The sequence below is a fragment of the Gemmatimonadaceae bacterium genome, assembly GCA_037721215.1.
GTDB lineage: Bacteria > Gemmatimonadota > Gemmatimonadetes > Gemmatimonadales > Gemmatimonadaceae > UBA4720.
Window position 1 is genome coordinate 22,503 of the sequence record JBBJNV010000014.1, and the last position, 20,413, is coordinate 42,915.

Genomic DNA, 20,413 nt, shown 5'->3' on the forward strand with positions numbered 1-20,413 from the left:
CCCGATGCCAGGCTTCTGCACAACCTCAAAACTCAGCTTTTTATCTCACGCCGCCAGTGACTGCTCCACCGCAACATCGGGTACCGGCACGAACTCCCCTTCCCACCGTGCCATCACCACCGTTGCGAGACAGTTGCCCACAAGATTTACGGTCGTTCTCGCCATGTCCATCAGCTCATCGACACCCAGGATGAGTGCCACGGCCTCGAGCGGCAGCCCGAACGACGCCAGCGTTCCCGATAGAATCACGAGCGAAGCACGTGGCACTGCTGCGACGCCCTTACTGGTTACCATCAGCGTCAGCATCATGATGAGCTGCTGGCCGAAGGTCATGTCGACGCCAGCCGCCTGAGCCGCGAACACCGACGCGACCGCCAGGTAAAGCGTAGTACCGTCCAGATTAAACGAGTAGCCGGTCGGCATCACGAACGCGACGATTCGCCGCGGCACGCCGATGCGCTCCATCGCCTGCATCGCGCTTGGCAGGGCGGCTTCTGACGATGTCGTCGAAAACGCGATGAGTGCCGGGGCCTTCACTGCTTTCAGGAACTGTCTTATCGGCACCTTGAACATGATCGCGACAGGGACCAACACGAAGGCGACCAGAACGATCAGAGCCCCGTATAGCGTCAGGATCAGCTTGCCGAGGTTGATGAGAACTCCGACGCCGCTATGACCGACGGTGACAGCCATTGCGGCGCCGATGCCGATTGGCGCGTACCTCATGACGATGCCCGTAAACTTGAACATCACCTCGGCAAGCCCTTCAGCACCCGCAAGTACGAACTCTTTCGGCTTCCCGCGTACCTGCGATAGCGCTATCGCGAACAGGATGGAAAAGAACACGATCTGCAGCACGTCGTTTTTTGCGGCCGCTTCGAAAAAGCTCTGTGGGACAATGTGCTCCAGGAATCCACCAGCTGTCGGGGTATTCGCGGCGAGTTTCTGTCCCTGGTCTGCCGATCCAGCCAAAACCACTCCTTCGCCAGGCCGCACCAGATTCGCGGCCCCAAGCCCGATGAACAGCGCCAGCGTGGTGACAATCTCGAAATAGATGATCGACTTGAAGGCAAGCCGGCCGACGCGCTTCATGTCGTCGCCATGGCCAGCAATTCCCATCACGAGCGTTCCGAATATGATCGGCACGATGATGGACTTGATCATCCGGAGGAAAACTGTGGATAGCGGCTTGAGCGACTGGGCAAAGTCGGGAGCGAGCCATCCAAGTATGGCCCCGACAACCATGCCGATCAGGATCCACTTGGTCAGCGAGACCCGGCGTAGCTGAGTAAAGACGTTCATCAGGCGTTCGGTGGAGGTTCAGTCACGGGCGCGGTGCCGCGGCGAAGCGTTGAATGACGATAGCCATAGGCAAAGTAGATCGCTACACCGATCGCCAGCCAGATGCCGAACCGCTCCCATGCCCGCACCGGGAGGCCGGTCATGATATAAATGCACGAGCCAGCGCCGACCAGCGTCACCGGCCACACAAACGGCACTCTGAAAGGCCGGGGCCGGTCTGGCTGGGTGTATCTCAGGACAAGCACTCCGATACAAACAATCGCGAATGCCGAGAGCGTTCCAATATTGGTGAGATCGTAGATCTCGTTCTCGTCGGCGAACAGGGCACCAACTCCTACCGCAATCCCTGTAATGAGCGTGGTAATGTGTGGTACCCTTGATTTTTTGCTGACCTTCGATGCCCACCCCGGAAGCAAACCGTCGCGGCCCATGGCGAAGAAGATGCGCGGCTGCCCGTACTGAAACACCAGGAGCACAGCAGTGAGCGATATCACCGCGCCCAGCGCAACGATCCAGCTCGCCGTCCCGAGCCCCGCGAGGGTGAGTGCTCTGGACAACGGATCGGCCGCCTTCAGGTCGGTATAAGGCACGATGCCGGTCGCGACTGCGCCGACGATGACGTAGATGACCGTGCAGATTGCGAGACCACCAAGAATTCCTATCGGCATATTGCGTTGAGGATTCTTTGTTTCTTCGGCCGCGGTGGAGATGGCGTCGAAGCCGATGTAGGCGAAGAAGATGATCGCCGCGCCCTGGTGAATTCCGCGCCAGCCATTCGGCGCAAAGGGCACGTAATTCGAGGTGTCGATATGCATCGCGCCAATCACGACGAACAACCCCAGCACCAGCAGCTTTATCACGACCATGACGTTGTTGACGCGTACGCTCTCGCGCACGCCCCGCAGCAACAGCCAGGTAATGGCCATAACGATCGCAAACGCGGGAATATTCAGCAGCACCGGTATTCCGGCGATGCGTGGCGCAGTCTGCATCAAACCCTGCACTGCCGGATCGGAACTGAGCGCCACCGCCCTGTATCCGTGCGTCGCCCACGCAGGAAACGCCAACCCGAATGCTGACAGGAACGAGCTGAAATACCCGCTCCAGGCGACTGCGACGGCGACGTTTCCGACTGCATACTCGAGGATCAGATCCCAGCCGATAATCCACGCCACCAGCTCGCCGAGGGTCGCGTACGAATACGCGTACGCGCTTCCAGCCTGCGGAATCATCGACGCGAGTTCGGCATAGCACAGGGCCGCAAGGCCGCACACAGCTCCGAGCAGGATGAAGGACACCACCAACGCCGGCCCCGCACCATACCGTACAACCACACCGCTCGGCAATATTTCACCCGCCGCGGCCGTGCCGATGGATGAGAAAATCCCGGCACCAATCACCGCCCCGATCGCGAGCATGATCAAATCGCCTGCTCCCAACGCGCGTTTTAACGCGTTGGGATGTCCCTCCTCAGCGAGAAGGTCGGCAATCGGCTTCCGCGCGAAGAGCGAATTCATGCTGCGCTGCTACTTCTCGATTCGCATGCCATAGAAAGAGCGGTGCACGAAGAAGATGGAAATCAGGAAGAAGACGCCCGCCAGTACGTGACTGAGCAATGGCCCGCGTTCAGCAGTAAGCGAAACGGCAAGCTCCACAGCAAGGAGTCCGAACAGCGTCGTGAACTTGATCACAGGATTGAGAGCCACCGAAGATGTGTCCTTGAATGGATCGCCAACCGTATCACCGACAACCGTTGCCGCGTGAAGCTCGGTTCCCTTCTGCTTGAGCTCGACTTCCACGATTTTCTTCGCGTTGTCCCATGCGCCACCGGCGTTTGCCATGAAGATCGCCTGATACAACCCGAACAACGCAATTGAAATCAGATAGCCGATGAAGAAATACGGCTCAACGAACGCGAACGCGAGGGTCGAGAAGAATACCGTGAGGAAAATGTTGAACATTCCCTTCTGCGCATATCTGGTGCAGATCTCGACGACTTTCTTGCTGTCCTCGACCGATGCCTTCGCCGCACTTTCGAGGTTGATGTTCGCCTTGATGAACTCCACCGCCCGGTATGCACCGGTCGTGACAGCCTGAGTCGACGCGCCGACGAACCAATGGATCACGGCGCCACCTGCGATCAGGCCCAGGAGAAATGGCGGATGCAGAATAGAGATGTATTGCAGGAACTCCGGCTGCAACCCCTGAGTGAGTGACACGATGATCGAGAAAATAAGTGTCGTCGCACCAACGACCGCGGTACCGATCAAAACCGGCTTGGCGGTGGCCTTGAACGTATTGCCCGCGCCGTCATTCTCCTCGAGAAGGTGTTTGGCGCGTTCGAAATTGGGCGTAAACCCATAGTCCCGGTTGATCTCTGCATTGATGTTCGGCAGTTGCTCGATGGTGGAAAGCTCGAACACTGATTGAGCATTGTCCGTCACGGGGCCGTACGAATCGACGGCAATCGTCACCGGACCCATCCCCAGAAATCCGAATGCGACGAGACCGAACGCAAACACCGCAGGTCCGATCATGAGTGTCTCGAAGCCGAACGTGCTCACACCGTATGCAATGGACATGAGGATCATGATCGCCATGCCCAGCCAGTAAGCGCTGAAGTTTCCGGCGACGAGCCCGGATAGAATGTTCAGCGACGCACCGCCTTCGCGCGAAGACGTCACCACTTCCTTGACGTGCGTTGATTCGGTCGACGTAAAAATCTTCACGAGCTCTGGAATGATCGCGCCGGCCAGCGTGCCGCAGGTAATGACCGTCGACAGCTTCCACCAGAGGGAACCATCGCCGAGGTCAGGGATAAGCAGCCACGACACGAGGTAGGTCATCACCACTGACACGATCGAGGTGAGCCACACGAGTGACGTAAGCGGCGCCTCGTAGTTCATGTTGTCGGCATTCACGTAGCGCGCCTTGGCGGCTGCTTCATTCATCAGATAGGAGACACCGCTGGCAACGACCATCATGATCCGCATGGCGAAAATCCAGACCAGCAACTGCACCTGGACGACGGGTGACGCCACCGCCAGCAGGATGAATGAAATCAGGGCGACACCCGTGACCCCGTAGGTCTCAAAGCCGTCCGCGCTCGGTCCAACCGAGTCGCCGGCATTATCCCCGGTGCAGTCGGCGATGGTGCCCGGATTGCGGACATCGTCTTCCTTGATATTGAAGACGATCTTCATGAGATCGGCGCCGATGTCGGCGATCTTGGTGAATATTCCGCCGGCGATTCGAAGCGCGGCCGCGCCGAGTGATTCACCGATCGCGAAACCGATGAAGCACGGACCCGCGTAGTCGCCCGGGATGAACAGCAGGATACAAAGCATCAGAAACAGCTCGACGCTGATGAGCAGCATGCCGATGCTCATGCCGGCCTTGAGCGGAATCGAATAGCACGGATACGGCTTGCCCCTGAGACTGGCGAAGGCAGTGCGCGAGTTGGCGAAGGTATTGATACGAATGCCGAACCACGCAACGCCGTAGCTGCCGGCAATGCCGATGAGGCTGAACAGCAGGATTATCGCGACCTTGGTTGCCTCGAAATCGAGCAGAAATCCGAAATACAGCAGAATCACGAACCCGATGAACAGCTCGAGGATCAGAATGAACTTTCCCTGCGTGATCAGATAAGTCTTGCAAGTCTCGTAGATCAGCTCCGAGATCTCGAGCATCGATCCGTGCACCTCCATCTTCTTCAGCTGACCGTATATGACGAGGCCGAAGAGAAGTCCGAGTATGCAGACCAGCAGTCCGCCGGTGAGCAGCGTCGTTCCCGACATTCCAAGAAACTCGACTGCGCCGAGGTCAGGTATGATGAGATTTGCTTCGCCGCCCGGTCGGTGCACTGGAGCCGGCTCGACGGAAGTGCCTGTCGCGGGGCCTGCCTGAGCCAAGCCGGTCGCCGCGGATAACGTGCTGCCAGCGAGGGCAATCAGCGCAACTGACATTACAGTCACAGCCCGACGGAACAGCGGGTGAATCCAAATCGTCATCGAAAATCTCCTGAGGGTAAAAAACTGGCGCCCCGATCCGGCGCCATGGCGGGAAGCAACATCAACGTTCAACAGCTCATTCTTTCAGTTCTCGAGGCACAAGCGGCGTCGCGCTTCCGCTCCGGGGGCGCACATTGTCAAGCTTGCGGAGACATCTTGCGCCAGAGCGAATACACGGGTATGCCGATGGCCACGAGAACGAGGCCGGACAGTGCCTGCGCCCTCGTCTTGTCAGCGATCAGCAGGACAATCGCAACCGTACCCGCCAACAGAATGTAGAGCCCTGGCAGGACGGGATAGCCGATCGCGCGGTACGGGCGTTCAGCGTCGGGTTTCGTGGACCTGAGGATGAACAACCCAACGGTCGTGAGTACGTAAAATATCAACGCTGCGAAAATGACGAAGTCGAGTAGCTGGCCGTAAGTCCCCGTAAGGCACAGCAGGCTTGTCCAGACAGCCTGTACGATCAATGCGGTTGAGGGAACCCGATTGACGTTGAGCTGCGCGGCGCGCTTGAAGAAAAGACCGTCGCGAGCCATCGCGTAGTAGACTCGCGACCCGGCGAGGATCAACCCATTGTTGCAGCCGAACGTCGAGATCAGAATGGCGCTCGCCATTATCGTTCCGCCTATCGCGCCGAATATCACCTCCGCAGCCGCACTTCCGACACGATCCTGCGTCGCGTGCTGAATGCCACGGCCTATAACAGACGCGGCATCCTTGGCGCCGTCAAGCGGCAGCACGTTGAGATAAGCAATGTTGGCCAGAAGGTAGAGCGCGCTGACCAGTCCGGTTCCCATCAGCAGGGCGAGCGGAAGATTTCGCTGCGGATTCTTTACTTCAGCTGCCGCGAACGTGACGTTATTCCACGCGTCGCTCGAGAAAAGCGATCCCACGAGTGACGCACCGAAAGCGATGAGAAACACCGACGAAACATCGACATTGCCGGTAAACCTGCCGGGGCCGAAGTTGGCGGCGACGGCGTCGGCATTTCGACCAACGGTGAGAGCGAGAAGAATGAGCGCGGCAAGCGCCCCCGTCTTCACCACAGTGAGCGTGGTCTGGACAAACTTTCCTTCCTTGACGCCGCGGAGATTGATCCACGTCAAAACCCATACGCTCAGGAGAGCGATGAGCCGCTGGGGCGACAGCCCCATCTCCACGAGTCCGCCAGGGGTATTGAAATCGATCTGCGGAAACCAGGAAAAGCGGTCGGGTGTGATGCCGGGCCATAGGACTCCCAGGAAGCGCCCGAATCCTACAGCCACGGCCGCAATCGTTCCCGTTTGAATGACAATGAACAGCGTCCAGCCGTATAGAAAACCCATGAGGGGCCCCATGGATTCACGCAGGAACACGTACTGGCCTCCCGCACGCGGATACATTGCAGCGAGCTCGCCGTACGCAAGCGCGCCGAGCATGGTGATCACTCCGGCGACGACCCACGCAAGCATCAGCCACAGGGGCGAGCCGACCGTCCGCGAAATATCGGCCGACACAATGAAGATTCCGCTGCCAATCATCGATCCGGCGACGAGCATCGTCGCGTCGGTGAGCGTCAGCGCCTTGACGAAGTCACCCGACGTCGGAGTTCCGTCGGGGGATCTCGGGTCGTCATCGACCTGCTCGGGCGCGTCGTATGTGCCGGGCATATTCGTCATCCAATAACTCCGCGGGTATGGATACCGTCTGTCGCCCGGTGATCAGCGGGCGGAATCTACAGGCGACGCCGGTGTACTGCTAGGAGGCAGGACAGTCTGGATTCAGAAGATGAATTGGATGTCTACGGTGTCTCGTATCGGGGTTCCATCGGCCTTGACCCCCGGACGGAACCGAAGTGCGAGCAGAACCTCACGCAGTCGGCGGTTGTATCCGCCATCGCGGGATGGGTTGAAGCCGAGCAGCGTCGACTTCCCTTTTTCGTCAACATCGAAGTAAGCCGTCAGGTGATACCCTCTGAGCGACGAAGGCGCCGGAAGTGGTGGCAGGAAAAACTGCGTTGGAGTGGGAGGAAAACTGCTTCCGGGACCTCCTCCTGTGCCTGGACCATTTGCCGATCCTGTGCCCGTCCCGACGCCCGATCCAACTCCGCCCCCGCTTCCCGGTCCGGCGCCCGCTGACCCGCTGGTGCCAGCGCCACTTCCGGCAGGCCCGGTTGTAGCCGCACCCGTTGGCGGTAGCACGGACGGCGCCTGGGCGAGAGGCACCGCGGCGGGTGGCACCACCGGCACCGTCTTCGGCAGTTCCATCGGGATTGGCGCAACGAGCGCTGCCGCGTCGGGAGCAGGTGGCTTGATGCGAACGAATTGCAAACGCTGTGCGGCACCGGAACGTCCGCCCCCTGAACCTCCCCCGCCTCCGCCCGCCGGCCCTGCACCGCCGCCGCCAGTGGCAGGTTCAGCCTTGAAACTCTTACGAGCTATTGGAAACAGAACGAGGAAAATGATCAGCGCATGTGCAAAAAGAGAGGCGGCGACACCCTTCCACCGCCCCTCTCTGCTGCTTCGTGGTACGCCGACGGGCGCTCGGTACCGGTTACCTATGGAGCCGCCGGATCCTTATCCTTCGGAGACACACCGATGACCTTGACGCCAGCCCCGCGGGCGACATCCATGGCATAAATCACCTGAGAATACTTGACGGCCTTAGGTGCACCCTTGACGAAAATGATCTTCTCAGGACGCGCCTTGTAAATCTCGGTCAACCGTGCCAGCAACCGCGCCTTTGGAACCTCCTCTTTGTTCACGAGATACTTTTCGCCAGCAAGTACTTCGAGCACGATCTGCGGAGGCGGATTGGTGCTCTCAGTGGTTTCGATGGGATCAGGTAGCTGAAGATCGATCGCCTTCCTCGACATCGGCACCACGAGCATGAAGATGATCAGCAGTACCAGCAGCACGTCGATCATCGGAGTGACGTTGATCTCGTTGGTTAGAGCCCCGCCTTCCCCTCCAGTAGACATTGACATCAGTCTTTACCGCCTGCGGGTTTGCCACCACCCAGAAGGTTATCGGTGGCAATCAGGGAAACAGTCCCTGGCTGCTGATCCGTGATCATTCCCGTAACGCGAACTTCGTTCTTCGAGGCGATGTCGAGAGCGTCGAGAACCTTCCCGTACTCGAGATCCTTGTGCGCCTTTACATACAACAGTTTGTCATCCTCACGATTCTCGTAGATCGTCTTGAGACGCTGAGCGAGCTCCGCGTTTGGAATCGGCGCCTTGTTCAGGAAGTATTGCCCGTTGGCGTCGATGCCGAGAACCTGGTCGCGATCCTCCTCCGGATGTGGCTTGAGGTTCACGCCCTGCGGAGGAATCGCCTGAAAGCCGGCGCTGATCGCGGGAATGACGAGCATGAAGATGATGAGGAGAACCAGCATGACGTCGATCATCGGCGTCACGTTGGGTTCTGCCTTGATATTACTGCGCGTTGCGCCTGATGACATGGACATGGGCCGGAACTCCTTGCGCTAATTCGAGATAGGCGCGGATCCGGCCGTAGCCGTGGTGTTGAATTCGCGGGTGAAGCGCGACCGGCCGAACTCGCCGCTCACGTTCTTGATCATGTAGTCGATCATCTCCTTCGAGGTATACGTCATCTCGGCGGTGAGATTATCGATCTTGACCTGGAAGAAGTTGTACGACCACACCGCCGGAATTGCGACGATGAGTCCGAACGCCGTGGTAATGAGTGCCTCGGCCACACCGGCGGAGATCGCGGAAAGTCCGCCGGAGCCGGACGATGCCATACCGACGAACGCGTTGACGATACCCATCGTTGTTCCGAGCAACCCGACGAATGGAGCGGTCGCGCCGACCGTGGCGAGAATGCCGAGGCCGCGCTTCAGATCGGTGATCGTCATCAGCATCTCGCGCTCGATCGCGCGCTCAGCCGAGTTGATATCACCGACGTTGACTGTGCCATCCTGAATCAGCGGCTTGATTTCCGTAAGCGCGCCGCCAAGGACGCGGGCAACATGCGACTTCTTGTACTTCTCGGAAAGCGTGACCGCTTCAGTGAGATTGTCTTCTTCGAGAAACTGCGAAAATTCAGGAGCGAACTTACGGGTTTCCTTCTGGGCTTGCTTCAGATCCCACCACTTTTTGATCGTGACCGTGAGCGACCAGATGGACATGAAGAGAAGCGTGAAGACGATGCCTTTGGCGAACCAGCCCATTTCATGCCAGAGGTCGATAAGAGAAAGTCCCATGGTATTTGATTCCCGGTTGGTTGTTGTTGTGGTTGGTTATCTGTCGAGCTTGAACTGGAAACTCTGCTGCACGAGCTGCTTTACCTTCTTTCCGCCGACTTCGGCCGCGTAGAAACGCATCTGCGGCAGCGCGGTGCGGACCGCGTTTGCAAACATGTCGTTGGTAGCCTTGAGGACCTTGAATGAGCTCGTCTCGGCTTTGCCGTCCTCGTTGACGACGAACTGCGCCTGTACTTCACCCTCGACTCCCGAGGATCGGAGTGCATCGGGATAGCGCGGGCTGCCCGTACCCGGAATCTGGGCGACAGGCTTCTCGACCTGAAAATCGAAATACGGCTCGTTGCTGATTTTCTGCGGCGTACCGCCAGCGACACCGGCAGCAACTCCGCCCTTTACGCCCTTGCCACTGAAGTCGGCTTCATTCGTGACTTTCTTGCTGAGATCAATATCCGGAATCTTGATCGGAATATCGACCGGTGCCTGAAGCACCTGGAAGCCTTTCGGCGGCGGCGCCTTCATGACGACATCCTTCGGCGGCGGCGGCGGCGGCTCCTTGGGCTTGGGCGGCGGAGGCGGTTCCTTCTTCATTTCGACGAACTGGATCTTTTCGTTCTTCGTCTTGTCGTCGGCGATCCCGGCACGCGCAGTCGCAATGACGGCGAGCGCGATCAGACCTCCATGGAACACCATGCTGAACATGGTTCCGCCTGCAAGCTTCTGCTTCTTGGGCTGCGACTCGATCAGTAGATTGAACATTGATTCACCGAGTTGAGTATGGGTGAGTTGTAGCTTATTCGCACCCGGGTCCCGAAGTAATAGCAGGAAGATTAAGAATCCATGAAATCGGTCTTAATCGGCGATTCATGCTTTCACCTGCGTCGGCAAGGGCAGCGTTACAGTAAAGAGACTGCCTTTCCCCAATCGCGACGATGCAGTCAGCGTGCCACCATGTGCCTGAGCGATCCACTGGCTGATGGCGAGACCAAGGCCGAACCCGCCGCGCTCCGACATGCGCGAACGTGCGCGGTCGGCCCGCCAGAACCGTTCGAAGATGTACGGCACGTCCGCAGCAGCAATTCCAATTCCCGTATCCCGAACCGCAAATGTCACGTTGTCGGGATGAACTCCAAGTCCGATATCTACTTTCCCGCCAGGCGGAGTGTACTTGATTGCGTTAGTCACGAGATTGAGAAACAACTGGCGCAACCTCGTCGGATCACCCATCACTGTAATCGTTGCCGTGAAGGGAAGATTCACAGCGACTCCCGCGCCTTCCCCAAGTATCTGCGCGGTCTCGTAAACATCCTTCACCAGTGGCTCGAGCTCGACCGGCTCGCGGTGGATGTCAAACCGTCCTTCGTCGGCGCGCGCAAGAGTGAGCAGGCTTTCGACGAGATCGGCCATCCGCGTCGTCTCATGCAGCGCCTCCTCCAGCGCCACCATTCTTTCGTCTCGCGACGGCTCGCTCATCGCCCGCTCGACGTCAGCCCGCATCACCGTCAACGGAGTCTTGAGTTCGTGACTCGCATCGGCAGTAAACCGTCGAAGCCCCATGAACGAGCTTTCGAGGCGCTCGATCATTGCATTGAGCGTCGACACCAGACTCGCAAACTCACGCCCCGAGTTATCCATGCTCAGCCGGCGGTGAAGGCTGCGACCGTCGCTGATCGCCGCGACATCGTGCGTCAGCTTGGCGATTCGCTGCGAGGTGAGTCCGAATGCCGCGTAGGCCCCCCAGCCCGCCAGTGCAATCAGAACTGGAGCAATGATAAAGAACGTCACTATAAACTCGCGCGGTAATGCGGTGCGCGAGCGCGTAGGCACTCCCACAACGACCCTGCCGAGGCTCGCCGTCGGGCTGGAGAGCGCATTCGCGATGAGCAACAGCCGCTCGTTCGCTGTTGGCAGCGACAGCAAGCCGGCCGGGCCTCCAACGCGCAGATTGACGAGCTGCCCCGCTAGCAGCGAAGAATCGGAAGCACCCAACCGCTGTGCCGCGGGAGACTGGTAAATGGGAATACCCCGGGTATCGGTTATTACCAGGTAGTCCGGAAACGCGCCGAGCATCGACCGCAGCAGCGGAGTGACGAACAGCGCCTGACCGGCGGTATCGCGTCCGACGACGGTTTGCACGCCTTCGCGCGTCTCACGAATCACCGTCGCCGCTAATTCCGCCTGCGTTGCGGCATGTCGCGCGATATCGCTGTATACGGATGCATTCCGCACCTGCCAGACGGTCAGGCCCAGCGCCGCAGTGACGGCGACGAGCCCAGCTACGAACGAGGCAGTAAGGTTCGTCCGGGTGGATGCCACAATGCTTCAGCGGCTCACGGTTTGCGGCTCGTCGCGAATCACGTAGCCGACCCCGCGGATCGTGTGGATCAGTTTCGTGGCATGCGCGGCGTCGATTTTTTTCCGCAGATGATTGATGACAACGTCGACGATGTTTGTGCCGGGATCGAAATGATATCCCCACGCATACTCGGTGATGAGCGTGCGGCTCATCACCCGGTCGGAATGCCTCATCAGATACTCGAGAACTGTGTATTCCTTTGGGGTCAGCTCGATCGATTCGCCAGCGCGGGAAACCTCCCGCGTGTCAAGGTGCAGCGAGAGATCGGCAACCTTGAGCGCCGGTGACGCCAGCGCGCGCGGGCGTCGTGAAAGTGCTTCCACCCGCGCAAGCAGCTCCTCGAAGGCGAAAGGCTTGGTCACGTAGTCATCGGCACCTGCCCGCAGAGTTTCAACTTTGGCGTCGATGGCATCCTGGGCAGTGAGGACCAGCACCGGACGCTCGAAGCCACGCCTCCGCAGGTCGTTGAGCACCTGAAGGCCCGGCTTGCCCGGCAGCCGCATGTCGAGAATGACGAGATCGTAGTTGCCCGAAAATGCCATCTGCTCGCCGTCGTCGCCGTTTGCAACGAGATCCACACCCCAGCGCTGCTCTTCGAGGCCTCGCTTCACGAACTGGCCTACTGTGGGGTCATCCTCGATGACGAGAATCTTCATCGGTGGAATCTACTGCGGGCCCGGCAACTGCAGAAAGAAACGGCCGGCGGGATTCCCCGCCGGCCGCTGTCTCAGACCCGCCCGTGATCTAGTACTCGACCCAGTTATCCACCCATGTGTTATTGAGGGGAACGAGAGCGCCAAGTCCGCAGCGCGCCTTGGCGACTTCATAGGAATTGTACTGGTATGTCTTAGTGCCGTTGGCGCCGTTGATCGGCACGAACTTGTTGAGCTTCGCATCAGGCTGCCGATGATCGCGCCCTGAATGTCGCTGCTGCCGTAGCCGGTTTTGACCCAGCCGACAAGTACGATGCCCTCCCAATTAAAGTTGTTGCCCAGGGTCGAGTTGTTTCCCGCCACGATCAGAAGCATGCTGAAGCCTGCGTTGCGACGAGGAACGCCAACGTCTGTTCTGAATGCGTAAGAACACGCAAGCCGCATAAACTCCTTCGTCACATGCCGGTTGACTGCGGATGAAACCGATGTTGAGCCGTGCTTGACTGCTGTTCAGCGCATCGGTGCACCACAATGACGAGCACCTGCTCCACGGGTCACAGCAGGGGTGGGCCTGATGGGCCATGATTCACACCGCTGCATGTTCAGCCGGTCATCGCAGTCTTTGTTGTATTTCTGGATAACCGCCCGTGAGAGTGGGCTGCGTCGTTTATTGCAGTTGTGGACTGACTTATCGACTCAATTACCTGGAGCGTATGACTCATGGATACCGATACCGCGAAGCAGACTTCGGCGAACAGCATCACGCTTCGATGCCAGTTCTGCGACCGCTGGAACCGGGTCGACGCCGCGCGTGCGGCGGATCGGCCGGTGTGCGGCAAGTGCTCGAAGCCAATGCTTCTCGACAGACCGATTCAGCTCAACGACGAGACGTTTGGGCGCACAATTGCCGAGAGCGATGTGCCGGTGTTCGTGGATTTTTACGCCGATTGGTGCGGGCCGTGCAAGATGATGGCGCCGGCGGTCGATCAGCTTGCGGCGAACTTCGTCGGGCGTGCGGTCGTCGCAAAGCTGGACACCGATGCCTCGCAGAAAACCGCGGGCTCGTTCCAGATTCGAGGCATTCCGACGACGATCGTTTTCAGCCGCGGGCAGGAAGCGGCGCGACAGTCAGGTGCAGTGCCGTATGCAACACTCGCCGCGATGATCGATGACATCGCGCAGGCGAGCTAGAGGCGCACTTTCACATCTCTGAGGTGCTCTGCAACCGATGCGATGTCCGAGCGGCTCGACATGTCGAGCACCGGCGCATCCATGCGAACCGCCTCAAACCGCATGTCCATTGCATCGATTCCCAGCTGCACCGCCTGTGGCAGTTCGAACTCACCGCGCGCTGAGAGCGGCACTTCCCGGCAGGCGCGGAAAATCTCGCTGGTGAACAGCCAGCAGTTGAGGCTGGAGTAAATGTCGTCATTGCTGCGGCCACCTGCCTCGCCGATGACACGGCGAAGGTATCCCGAGTCATCGATGTCCAGCGCTCCGAATCGTGCCAGCTTGCTCTGTGGAACGTTCCCCAGTCGAACCAGTGCGCTGCGCTGAAACGCGATGAGCGCCGGCCCTCGCCTGCGGTGCAGCTCGGCAAGCGCTGCTACCGGGTAGTAGTTGTCTGAATTCATGATCACGAACGGCTCTGCCCCGCAGAACGATTGTGCCGCTAACACCGCATCTGCCGTTCCGAGTGGTTCCCGCTGCACCGCGAACGTCATCCGCACGCGAGTCATGGTGAGAGTTTTCTCATAGTAGTCCCGGACACTCATATGCTCGGGTCCGATGACCAGACACACTTCCTCGAATCCGGCGTCGGCGAGAGCGCTGATCAGATAGTCCATGAATGGCCGGCCGATGGGGATCATGCCTTTTATCCCGGCGTCTGCGGCCGCATCCTGCGATGCGTCAAGCTTCGCGGCGTTGTCTTCCTTGCGCATCCGCGTACCGAGTCCGCGGGCGAGGATCACTGCTTTCATTGTGACGGCTTCTGGTTCCATGGTAATGTGAATTTCGCCCAACTTGCGCGGCTGTGCACTCCGCCATACTCTGACCGGTGCCAATGATCGCCCCAGCCGCGACTGTTTCACCCCCTCAATTGTGGTCGCGAGCCAGATCCCGGGGCGTCATAATTTTTCTCACGTTTACGGTGTTTTTCAACGCTGCGCTCATGTTCAGCGTCGAGCCGATGTTCTCCAAGCTGGTGCTGCCATTTCTGGGCGGCACACCCAGTGTCTGGAATACCTGCCTCGTGTTTTTTCAGGCGGCACTTCTGGTCGGCTATGGGTACGCGCACGTCGCCACCCGGTTTCTCGATTCGCAGAGGCAGGCAATCCTGCATGTCACCGTCCTTGCTCTGTCGTGCCTTGCGCTGCCCCTGCAGGTTCGTGCCGATGGAATACCGCCGGCCGGTGCAGGCGGCATCGCATGGCTGCTTGTCCTTCTGGTAGTGTCGCTTGGCGTTCCTTTTGTAATGCTTGCCAGCGGGGCGCCAATAGCGCAACGCTGGGTTGCGGACAGCGGCCATCCTCGCGCGGCTAACCCCTATTTTCTCTACGCCGCCAGTAACTTCGGAAGTCTCATCGCATTGTTGAGCTATCCGTTGCTGATCGAGCCGTGGCTAAGCCTCTCCACACAGCGCGGTGTGTGGTCGCTCGGCTACGTGATGCTCGTGCTGCTCGTGTCTGCCTGCGCGGCGCTTCTGGTGCTTAACAGGAAGGGCCCGGATTGGGCCACCTTGCCGGCGGCGACCCGAGCGGTTGCAGCGACGCCCGCCGTCACCACTGGCGACCGCGCCCGATGGCTCGTTTACTCTGCCGTGCCGTCGAGTCTGCTGGTAGGCGTCACCACGTACATATCAACGGATGTAGCGGCTGTTCCGCTGTTATGGGTAGTGCCGCTCGCGATATACCTTCTGACGTTCGTCATCGCGTTTGCAACCCGTCCGTGGCTGCCGCATCCGTGGATGGTCCGCATCGAGCCACACGTTCTGCTCGCTGTTGCGATTCCGATCTTCTGGAATTTCAGGTTGCCGGCGCTGAGTGGAATTGGCCTGCATTTGACAGTCCTCTTCGTCGTCGCCATGGTCTGTCATGGCGAGCTGGCTCGCAATAAGCCACCGGCCGCACAACTCACCGCGTTTTTCGTCTGGCTGTCTGTTGGCGGCCTTGTGGGCGGCGTGTTCAACGCGCTCGTTGCTCCCGCCGTGTTCGATGGTATACGCGAGTACCCGATCGCCCTGGTTCTGGCGGCAATGCTGATGCCCGGTTCGCGAGCCGGCCGGCGCCTGGAGCTGGCCGATATCGTGTTCCCGGTCGTCGTAGGCGCTGGCCTCGTTCTGGTGACCGCAGATATAGGCGCACCGCCGGACGCGTTTCCGGTGCTGGTGACAGCGTGCTTCGCGATCGCCGTGTTCAGCTGCCGTAATCGTCCAGTTCGGTTTGGGCTTGCCCTCGCGGCGGTTGTTTTCGCCGGGCAGGCGCGCGCGACCGTTGCCGTGGGACGAACGACCGTACTTCACGCTGAGCGCAGTTTTTTCGGTGTATCGCGCGTTGTGCGGCCAGCGACAGCGCGCGTGCAGACTCTTCAGCACGGAACGACTGTGCATGGTGCACAGTCGCTGATTGCGGGGCGCCGGCTGGAACCCATCACCTACTATCACCGTGAAGGACCGATCGGCGACTTTTTCAGAAGCACGACAGCAAGTGCGATCCCTCGCCGTCGCGTTGCTGTCGTCGGGCTCGGCACGGGAACGCTGGCCTGCTATGGACGCGCCGGAGAAGAATGGACTTATCACGAGATCGATCCGGTGGTCGCGAAAATTGCGAGGGATCCGCGGTTCTTTACACTCCTGCGCGATTGCCCGCCGGCAGTCAAGATCGTTCTCGGCGATGCCCGTCTGACATTGGGCACGGCTGGAGGCGCCGCACGATACGATATTCTGATTCTCGATGCGTTCAGCTCTGATGCGATTCCCGTGCATCTTCTCACGCGGGAGGCAGTAGCTCTTTATTTCCGGGCGCTTGCGCCAGGCGGTGCCATCGCCATGCACATCAGCAACCGGCACCTTGACCTGGAGCCTGTCGTCGCCGCCATCGCGCGCGATCTCGGAGTCGCAGCGCTTGTTCGGCGCGATCTTCCGGTCCCTCCGCAGGCCCAGCTGTCCACCGGCCGTGCCCAGTCGGTCTGGGTAGCGCTGGCGCGCTCGAGAAACGACCTTGGCGGGCTCACGGCCGACAAGCGGTGGGAGCAGCTCCGCAGGCGTAACGACATCAAATCGTGGACAGACGATTACTCGAACGTCGCGCGTATTTTTGCGTGGCGATGAGGTGCTGCAACCCGCCGCTCTTATCATCGCAATGAATGCGGCAGTCTTCTAACCCGGGCTGCAGTGCGAGCCAGAGGACCATCGATCCATACCGGGATGTTCCCTTCATTTGGCCGCCTCAGCACGACAATGAGCGCTGGCAAGTACAGCCCTGGCAGGACATAGGGAGCGGCCACTCAGGAAACAGTACCAGCGAAAACAGCGTGATGGCTGCGGCACTGAAGGCGCCCCGCCATGTCGTGCGTACGTAACTTGACGTATGGGCAGCAGACGGCCACCGGCCATACCTTGGCGAACTCAATGCGAGAATTCCTGTGCCTTCAGGAGGCTGCATGCCCACGAGTCAAAATTTCTCTGGTCAAGCGATATCTGTTGTCGACCCGGTTACAGCGAGGGCCGGCTGGCCCCGTCTCGCCCCGATTTATCCAGCGCTTCGATTGGATTTGACCACTGCACATGTGGTCGCTGCCGCGGCTCGCCTTGTTGCTTATAAAACGACTCTTTGCCGAGAGGACGTCGAAAAAAGTTGGGAAGGAGGCGAGGCCGTTGCCTTTCTCTCGGTACGATCCGCCTTTACGGCGCTACTGGAGGCACTTGACTGGCCCGCAGGAAGCGAGATTCTGATCACCGGCATTAACATCGTCGACATGGCGCGCATCATCCAGTCTTTCGGGCATATCGCCGTGCCCATCGATCTAATGTCTTCGACTCTAGCGCCCGACCCCGCCGAAATCCAGACAAGGATCGGGCCTGCCACTCGCGGTTTAGTCGTAGCGCATCTCTTTGGGGGCCACATCGACATGGCTCCGATCCTGGACGTTGCACGCAGACACCACCTCCTCGTAGTAGAGGATTCTGCCCAGGCGTACACAACGCAACGGGCTTCGGAAGCACGCCAAGGCGATGTACGGTTCTTCAGCTTTGGGTTGCTCAAGACAGGCACTGCCTTGGGCGGAGCCATCGCAGAAGTCGGCGACCCTGGACTTCGGCAGTTGATGCGAAACGTCCAAAGCCGCTGGCCGATGCAATCCAGATCCTGCTACGCGGCCAAGGTAGCGAAAGCGTTCATGTTTCTGGTGTTGCAAAGGCCACGGGAGTATGCTGTCTTCTTCTCGGTTTGCGCTGCTGCAGGTTCGTCGGCCACCGCTGTTCTGCGAAGATTGACACGCGGATTTGGCAATCACGACGTGTTTGCGCTTCTCAGGGCGTTGAGGCAACAGCCGTGCGCACCACTGCTGGCAATGCTGGCGTGGCGGTTATCCAACGAGGACGGCCAACGCGTGGCTCGCCGCAAGGCGACTGGTGAGAGAATCATGGCAAGCATGGCCGGTCTCAGCGAGGCCGGGCTTACCCTGCTGGGAAACAGCCAGGCTCGGCATAGCCACTGGCTTCTACCCGTTTGTGTGTCGGACCCCGTCGCGCTTCGGAACGACCTGATGCTTGCCGGATTCGACGCGCATGGCGCATCGAATGTGGATGCTATTGGCGGATCGCGGGTAACAGCGATGATACGCGGGCTCGTGTTCCTGCCGTGTTATCCCGAGATGAACGAGGCCGCTAGCGACCAGCTGTGCGGGGTAGTACGGGCTCACTGTCTCTCACGCAGCCAGATTGGATAGCGGCGTCGCGGAGGTCGCCGGCTTTCATTCCGGCACACCAAATTCATCCGCTTTGCTCGGCGAAAACTAGATCGATACTATAGCTGAGGTGCAGCAAACTACGTCAGCAAAGGCGATCCCAATCCAGGATCTCGCAAACGAACTCGACTCTAAGCGCCTGTGACGGGTGTCGAGAGGGCGGGGCTCGGCTCTTCCGAAGGAATTGGACGGGCCGGTTTATGCCAGACCGGCCTCTGATGCACCGGGCGCGCCTTGATGGCCAGCACTTCAGCGTAGTAGGCGACAACCCGCTCCTGAACTGACTTCCTGGTATCGCTGGGCTGCGCCTCGAAAGGAGCGTAGCGCGTACTCCCCTCGTCGTTGACACGGAACCACCACCACGGCGGCGCTCCGGCGTGCCGGGGGGTCTCTACCGAACAGAAGAACGTGCGTCCCGCATCCACGAACTCGAATTCCTTGATCACTTTTCCCCTTGATCGTATGGTGCAATCTACAGCATTATCCGCGAACGATGAACTTTTTGTTTGCGTACTCCTGCAGGGCGATTCTGCCTCTCCGGTTCTGCTTCTGACCGGTTTCAGGCAATTGCAGTCGGCCGGGTTGACATTAGGTGTTATAACACCTAATATTTATGTCCATGGCGCATAGTCTCCGGCATGAAATAAAACAGAACAAGCAGTTCAGAAGCCGGTACGAGGAAGCTGTCCTCAACATTGCGCGAACCAGTAACATTCTGAGCAATTCGATGGAGAAGGTGTTCAGGCCACACGGCATCACCGCCACGCAGTACAACGTGTTGCGGATCCTGCGAGGGTCGGAACCGGATGGCCTATGCCGAAATGAGATCCGGGACAGGATGCTGAATCGGATGCCGGATGTAACCAGGCTTCTCGACCGCATGGAGGAGGCGGGACTCATCAACCGCGTGCGCGATTCCGACGATCGACGGCTCGTCACGACGCGAGTGACGAAGACGGGTCGGAAGCTGGTAGATGGCCTCGACGAGGAAGTCGAGAATGAAAACCGCCGGCGGCTTGGGCATCTGACGGAGCACCAGTTGAAAACACTAATTGGGCTCCTCACCGAAGTCCGGTTTCCGGAATGATTTTTTTAGCCGGAATAGGTGTTATCACACCAAGTAGTATCACCCTTAGTTTCATTAAAAGGAGACGTAGAAAATGCTGATCTCAGGACCAATACCGAACGCCATATCGATAGCGCACTGGCTATTGTCCGAATCGTCACAGGCTCGATCTTCATCGCTCACGGTGCGCAGAAGCTGTTTGTCTTCGGCATACCTGGAGTTACCGGTGCATTCACGCAGATGGGCGTTCCAATGCCAGGAATCGTCGGGCCCGCAATTGCCAGGAGTTAACAACCGGCAAAAGGACGGGCGGAGACCACGTACTCCATTCAACGGCTGGCGGCTGAGTCGGAGGTTCACCGCATCCGGTAAGAATCTGGATGCCAGCAAGACAGAATGTGAGCCGGCAAAAGCATACTGACATTTTCATGAGTTCTCCATTGTGACAGGTTGATCGTTCGACACGAATCTGGCGACCACTGCTCATCTCGAACTCAGTAGAGTCTCATGCTTCAGTCAATTAGCTATCATCTTTCACTCAATTGGCTAATTGAGGCCTCAATTTCTCAGCGCTGACGAATTTCTTGTTGCGTTTTGCCGAAGGTCTGGGGTTCACTCTTTTGACTGGATCTCCGAATGCGGCTTCGCCTGAGGGCATAGGCGCAGTCAACGACTGCAGATAAAAAGGCTCCCGCCTTCGGGAGCCTTTTTGCGATTTCACGGCCTTAGTCGATGGAGCGTACAGGGATCGAACCTGCGACCTCCTGGTTGCAAACCAGGCGCTCTCCCAACTGAGCTAACGCCCCGCAATCCAAATATAGCGGGAGACTTCATACTTCCAATTACTCCT

The 20,413-nt window shown here is 59.0% G+C and carries 18 protein-coding genes and 1 tRNA gene; 4 read left to right on the forward strand and 15 right to left on the reverse strand.

Annotated features, from left to right (window positions below):
• Window positions 1-45 precede the first annotated feature (45 nt).
• The 12 genes from WKF55_09035 to WKF55_09090 form a co-directional block, all read right to left on the reverse strand.
• Window positions 46-1,302: a cation:dicarboxylase symporter family transporter gene (locus WKF55_09035; GenBank protein MEJ7759725.1), complete on the reverse strand. Its 1,257-nt coding sequence runs from the start codon at window positions 1,300-1,302 to the stop codon at window positions 46-48.
• On the reverse strand, window positions 1,302-2,819 hold the full coding sequence (locus WKF55_09040; protein ID MEJ7759726.1) for an amino acid permease: 1,518 nt from the start codon (window positions 2,817-2,819) through the stop codon (window positions 1,302-1,304). Before WKF55_09040 ends, WKF55_09035 begins: the two co-directional genes overlap by 1 nt.
• 9 nt (window positions 2,820-2,828) lie before the next feature.
• A complete protein-coding gene (locus WKF55_09045) occupies window positions 2,829-5,315 on the reverse strand; it encodes a sodium-translocating pyrophosphatase (protein MEJ7759727.1) in 2,487 nt (828 codons plus the stop codon).
• Between the two features lie 137 nt (window positions 5,316-5,452).
• Window positions 5,453-6,976 carry an amino acid permease gene (locus WKF55_09050; GenBank protein MEJ7759728.1) on the reverse strand — a complete coding sequence of 508 codons (1,524 nt, stop codon included), beginning with the start codon at window positions 6,974-6,976 and terminating at the stop codon, window positions 5,453-5,455.
• A gap of 102 nt (window positions 6,977-7,078) precedes the next feature.
• Entirely contained in the window at window positions 7,079-7,627 is a 549-nt protein-coding gene (locus WKF55_09055) for a hypothetical protein (GenBank protein MEJ7759729.1), read from the reverse strand.
• A gap of 227 nt (window positions 7,628-7,854) precedes the next feature.
• A complete protein-coding gene (locus tag WKF55_09060; GenBank protein MEJ7759730.1) occupies window positions 7,855-8,283 on the reverse strand; it encodes a biopolymer transporter ExbD in 429 nt (142 codons plus the stop codon).
• Window positions 8,283-8,765, reverse strand: a complete 483-nt coding sequence (locus tag WKF55_09065) for a biopolymer transporter ExbD (protein ID MEJ7759731.1) — start codon at window positions 8,763-8,765, stop codon at window positions 8,283-8,285. The genes WKF55_09060 and WKF55_09065 overlap by 1 nt, the downstream gene beginning before the upstream one ends.
• Window positions 8,766-8,783: 18 nt before the next feature.
• Window positions 8,784-9,524 carry a MotA/TolQ/ExbB proton channel family protein gene (locus tag WKF55_09070; GenBank protein ID MEJ7759732.1) on the reverse strand — a complete coding sequence of 247 codons (741 nt, stop codon included), beginning with the start codon at window positions 9,522-9,524 and terminating at the stop codon, window positions 8,784-8,786.
• A 36-nt stretch (window positions 9,525-9,560) separates the two neighbouring features.
• Window positions 9,561-10,280 (reverse strand): TonB family protein, encoded by a 720-nt coding sequence (locus WKF55_09075; GenBank protein MEJ7759733.1) that lies wholly within the window; start codon window positions 10,278-10,280, stop codon window positions 9,561-9,563.
• A gap of 105 nt (window positions 10,281-10,385) precedes the next feature.
• Window positions 10,386-11,837: a HAMP domain-containing sensor histidine kinase gene (locus tag WKF55_09080; protein ID MEJ7759734.1), complete on the reverse strand. Its 1,452-nt coding sequence runs from the start codon at window positions 11,835-11,837 to the stop codon at window positions 10,386-10,388.
• 6 nt (window positions 11,838-11,843) lie between these two features.
• Window positions 11,844-12,533 (reverse strand): response regulator transcription factor, encoded by a 690-nt coding sequence (locus WKF55_09085; GenBank protein MEJ7759735.1) that lies wholly within the window; start codon window positions 12,531-12,533, stop codon window positions 11,844-11,846.
• An 88-nt stretch (window positions 12,534-12,621) separates the two neighbouring features.
• Window positions 12,622-12,753, reverse strand: coding sequence for a hypothetical protein (locus WKF55_09090; protein MEJ7759736.1), 132 nt, complete (start codon window positions 12,751-12,753; stop codon window positions 12,622-12,624).
• Window positions 12,754-13,250: 497 nt separating this feature from the next.
• Here WKF55_09090 and trxA point away from each other — a divergent pair, with 497 nt between their 5' ends.
• A complete protein-coding gene (trxA, locus tag WKF55_09095) occupies window positions 13,251-13,721 on the forward strand; it encodes a thioredoxin (protein MEJ7759737.1) in 471 nt (156 codons plus the stop codon).
• Here trxA and WKF55_09100 read toward each other — a convergent pair.
• Window positions 13,718-14,512 (reverse strand): nucleotidyltransferase family protein, encoded by a 795-nt coding sequence (locus WKF55_09100; protein ID MEJ7759738.1) that lies wholly within the window; start codon window positions 14,510-14,512, stop codon window positions 13,718-13,720. The two genes, trxA and WKF55_09100, sit on opposite strands and share 4 nt — an antisense overlap.
• Before the next feature lie 83 nt (window positions 14,513-14,595).
• Here WKF55_09100 and WKF55_09105 point away from each other — a divergent pair, with 83 nt between their 5' ends.
• Together WKF55_09105 and WKF55_09110 are read left to right on the forward strand one after the other, a co-directional pair.
• Window positions 14,596-16,860, forward strand: coding sequence for a fused MFS/spermidine synthase (locus WKF55_09105; GenBank protein ID MEJ7759739.1), 2,265 nt, complete (start codon window positions 14,596-14,598; stop codon window positions 16,858-16,860).
• A gap of 437 nt (window positions 16,861-17,297) precedes the next feature.
• Window positions 17,298-18,479: a DegT/DnrJ/EryC1/StrS family aminotransferase gene (locus WKF55_09110; GenBank protein ID MEJ7759740.1), complete on the forward strand. Its 1,182-nt coding sequence runs from the start codon at window positions 17,298-17,300 to the stop codon at window positions 18,477-18,479.
• Between the two features lie 149 nt (window positions 18,480-18,628).
• Here WKF55_09110 and WKF55_09115 read toward each other — a convergent pair whose 3' ends face one another.
• On the reverse strand, window positions 18,629-18,943 hold the full coding sequence (locus WKF55_09115) for a hypothetical protein (protein MEJ7759741.1): 315 nt from the start codon (window positions 18,941-18,943) through the stop codon (window positions 18,629-18,631).
• Between the two features lie 173 nt (window positions 18,944-19,116).
• Here WKF55_09115 and WKF55_09120 point away from each other — a divergent pair, with 173 nt between their 5' ends.
• Window positions 19,117-19,584 (forward strand): MarR family transcriptional regulator, encoded by a 468-nt coding sequence (locus WKF55_09120; protein ID MEJ7759742.1) that lies wholly within the window; start codon window positions 19,117-19,119, stop codon window positions 19,582-19,584.
• 712 nt (window positions 19,585-20,296) lie between these two features.
• On the opposite strand, the gene WKF55_09125 is transcribed toward WKF55_09120, so the two are convergent.
• A tRNA-Ala gene (locus WKF55_09125) sits at window positions 20,297-20,369 on the reverse strand.
• Window positions 20,370-20,413: the final 44 nt, after the last annotated feature.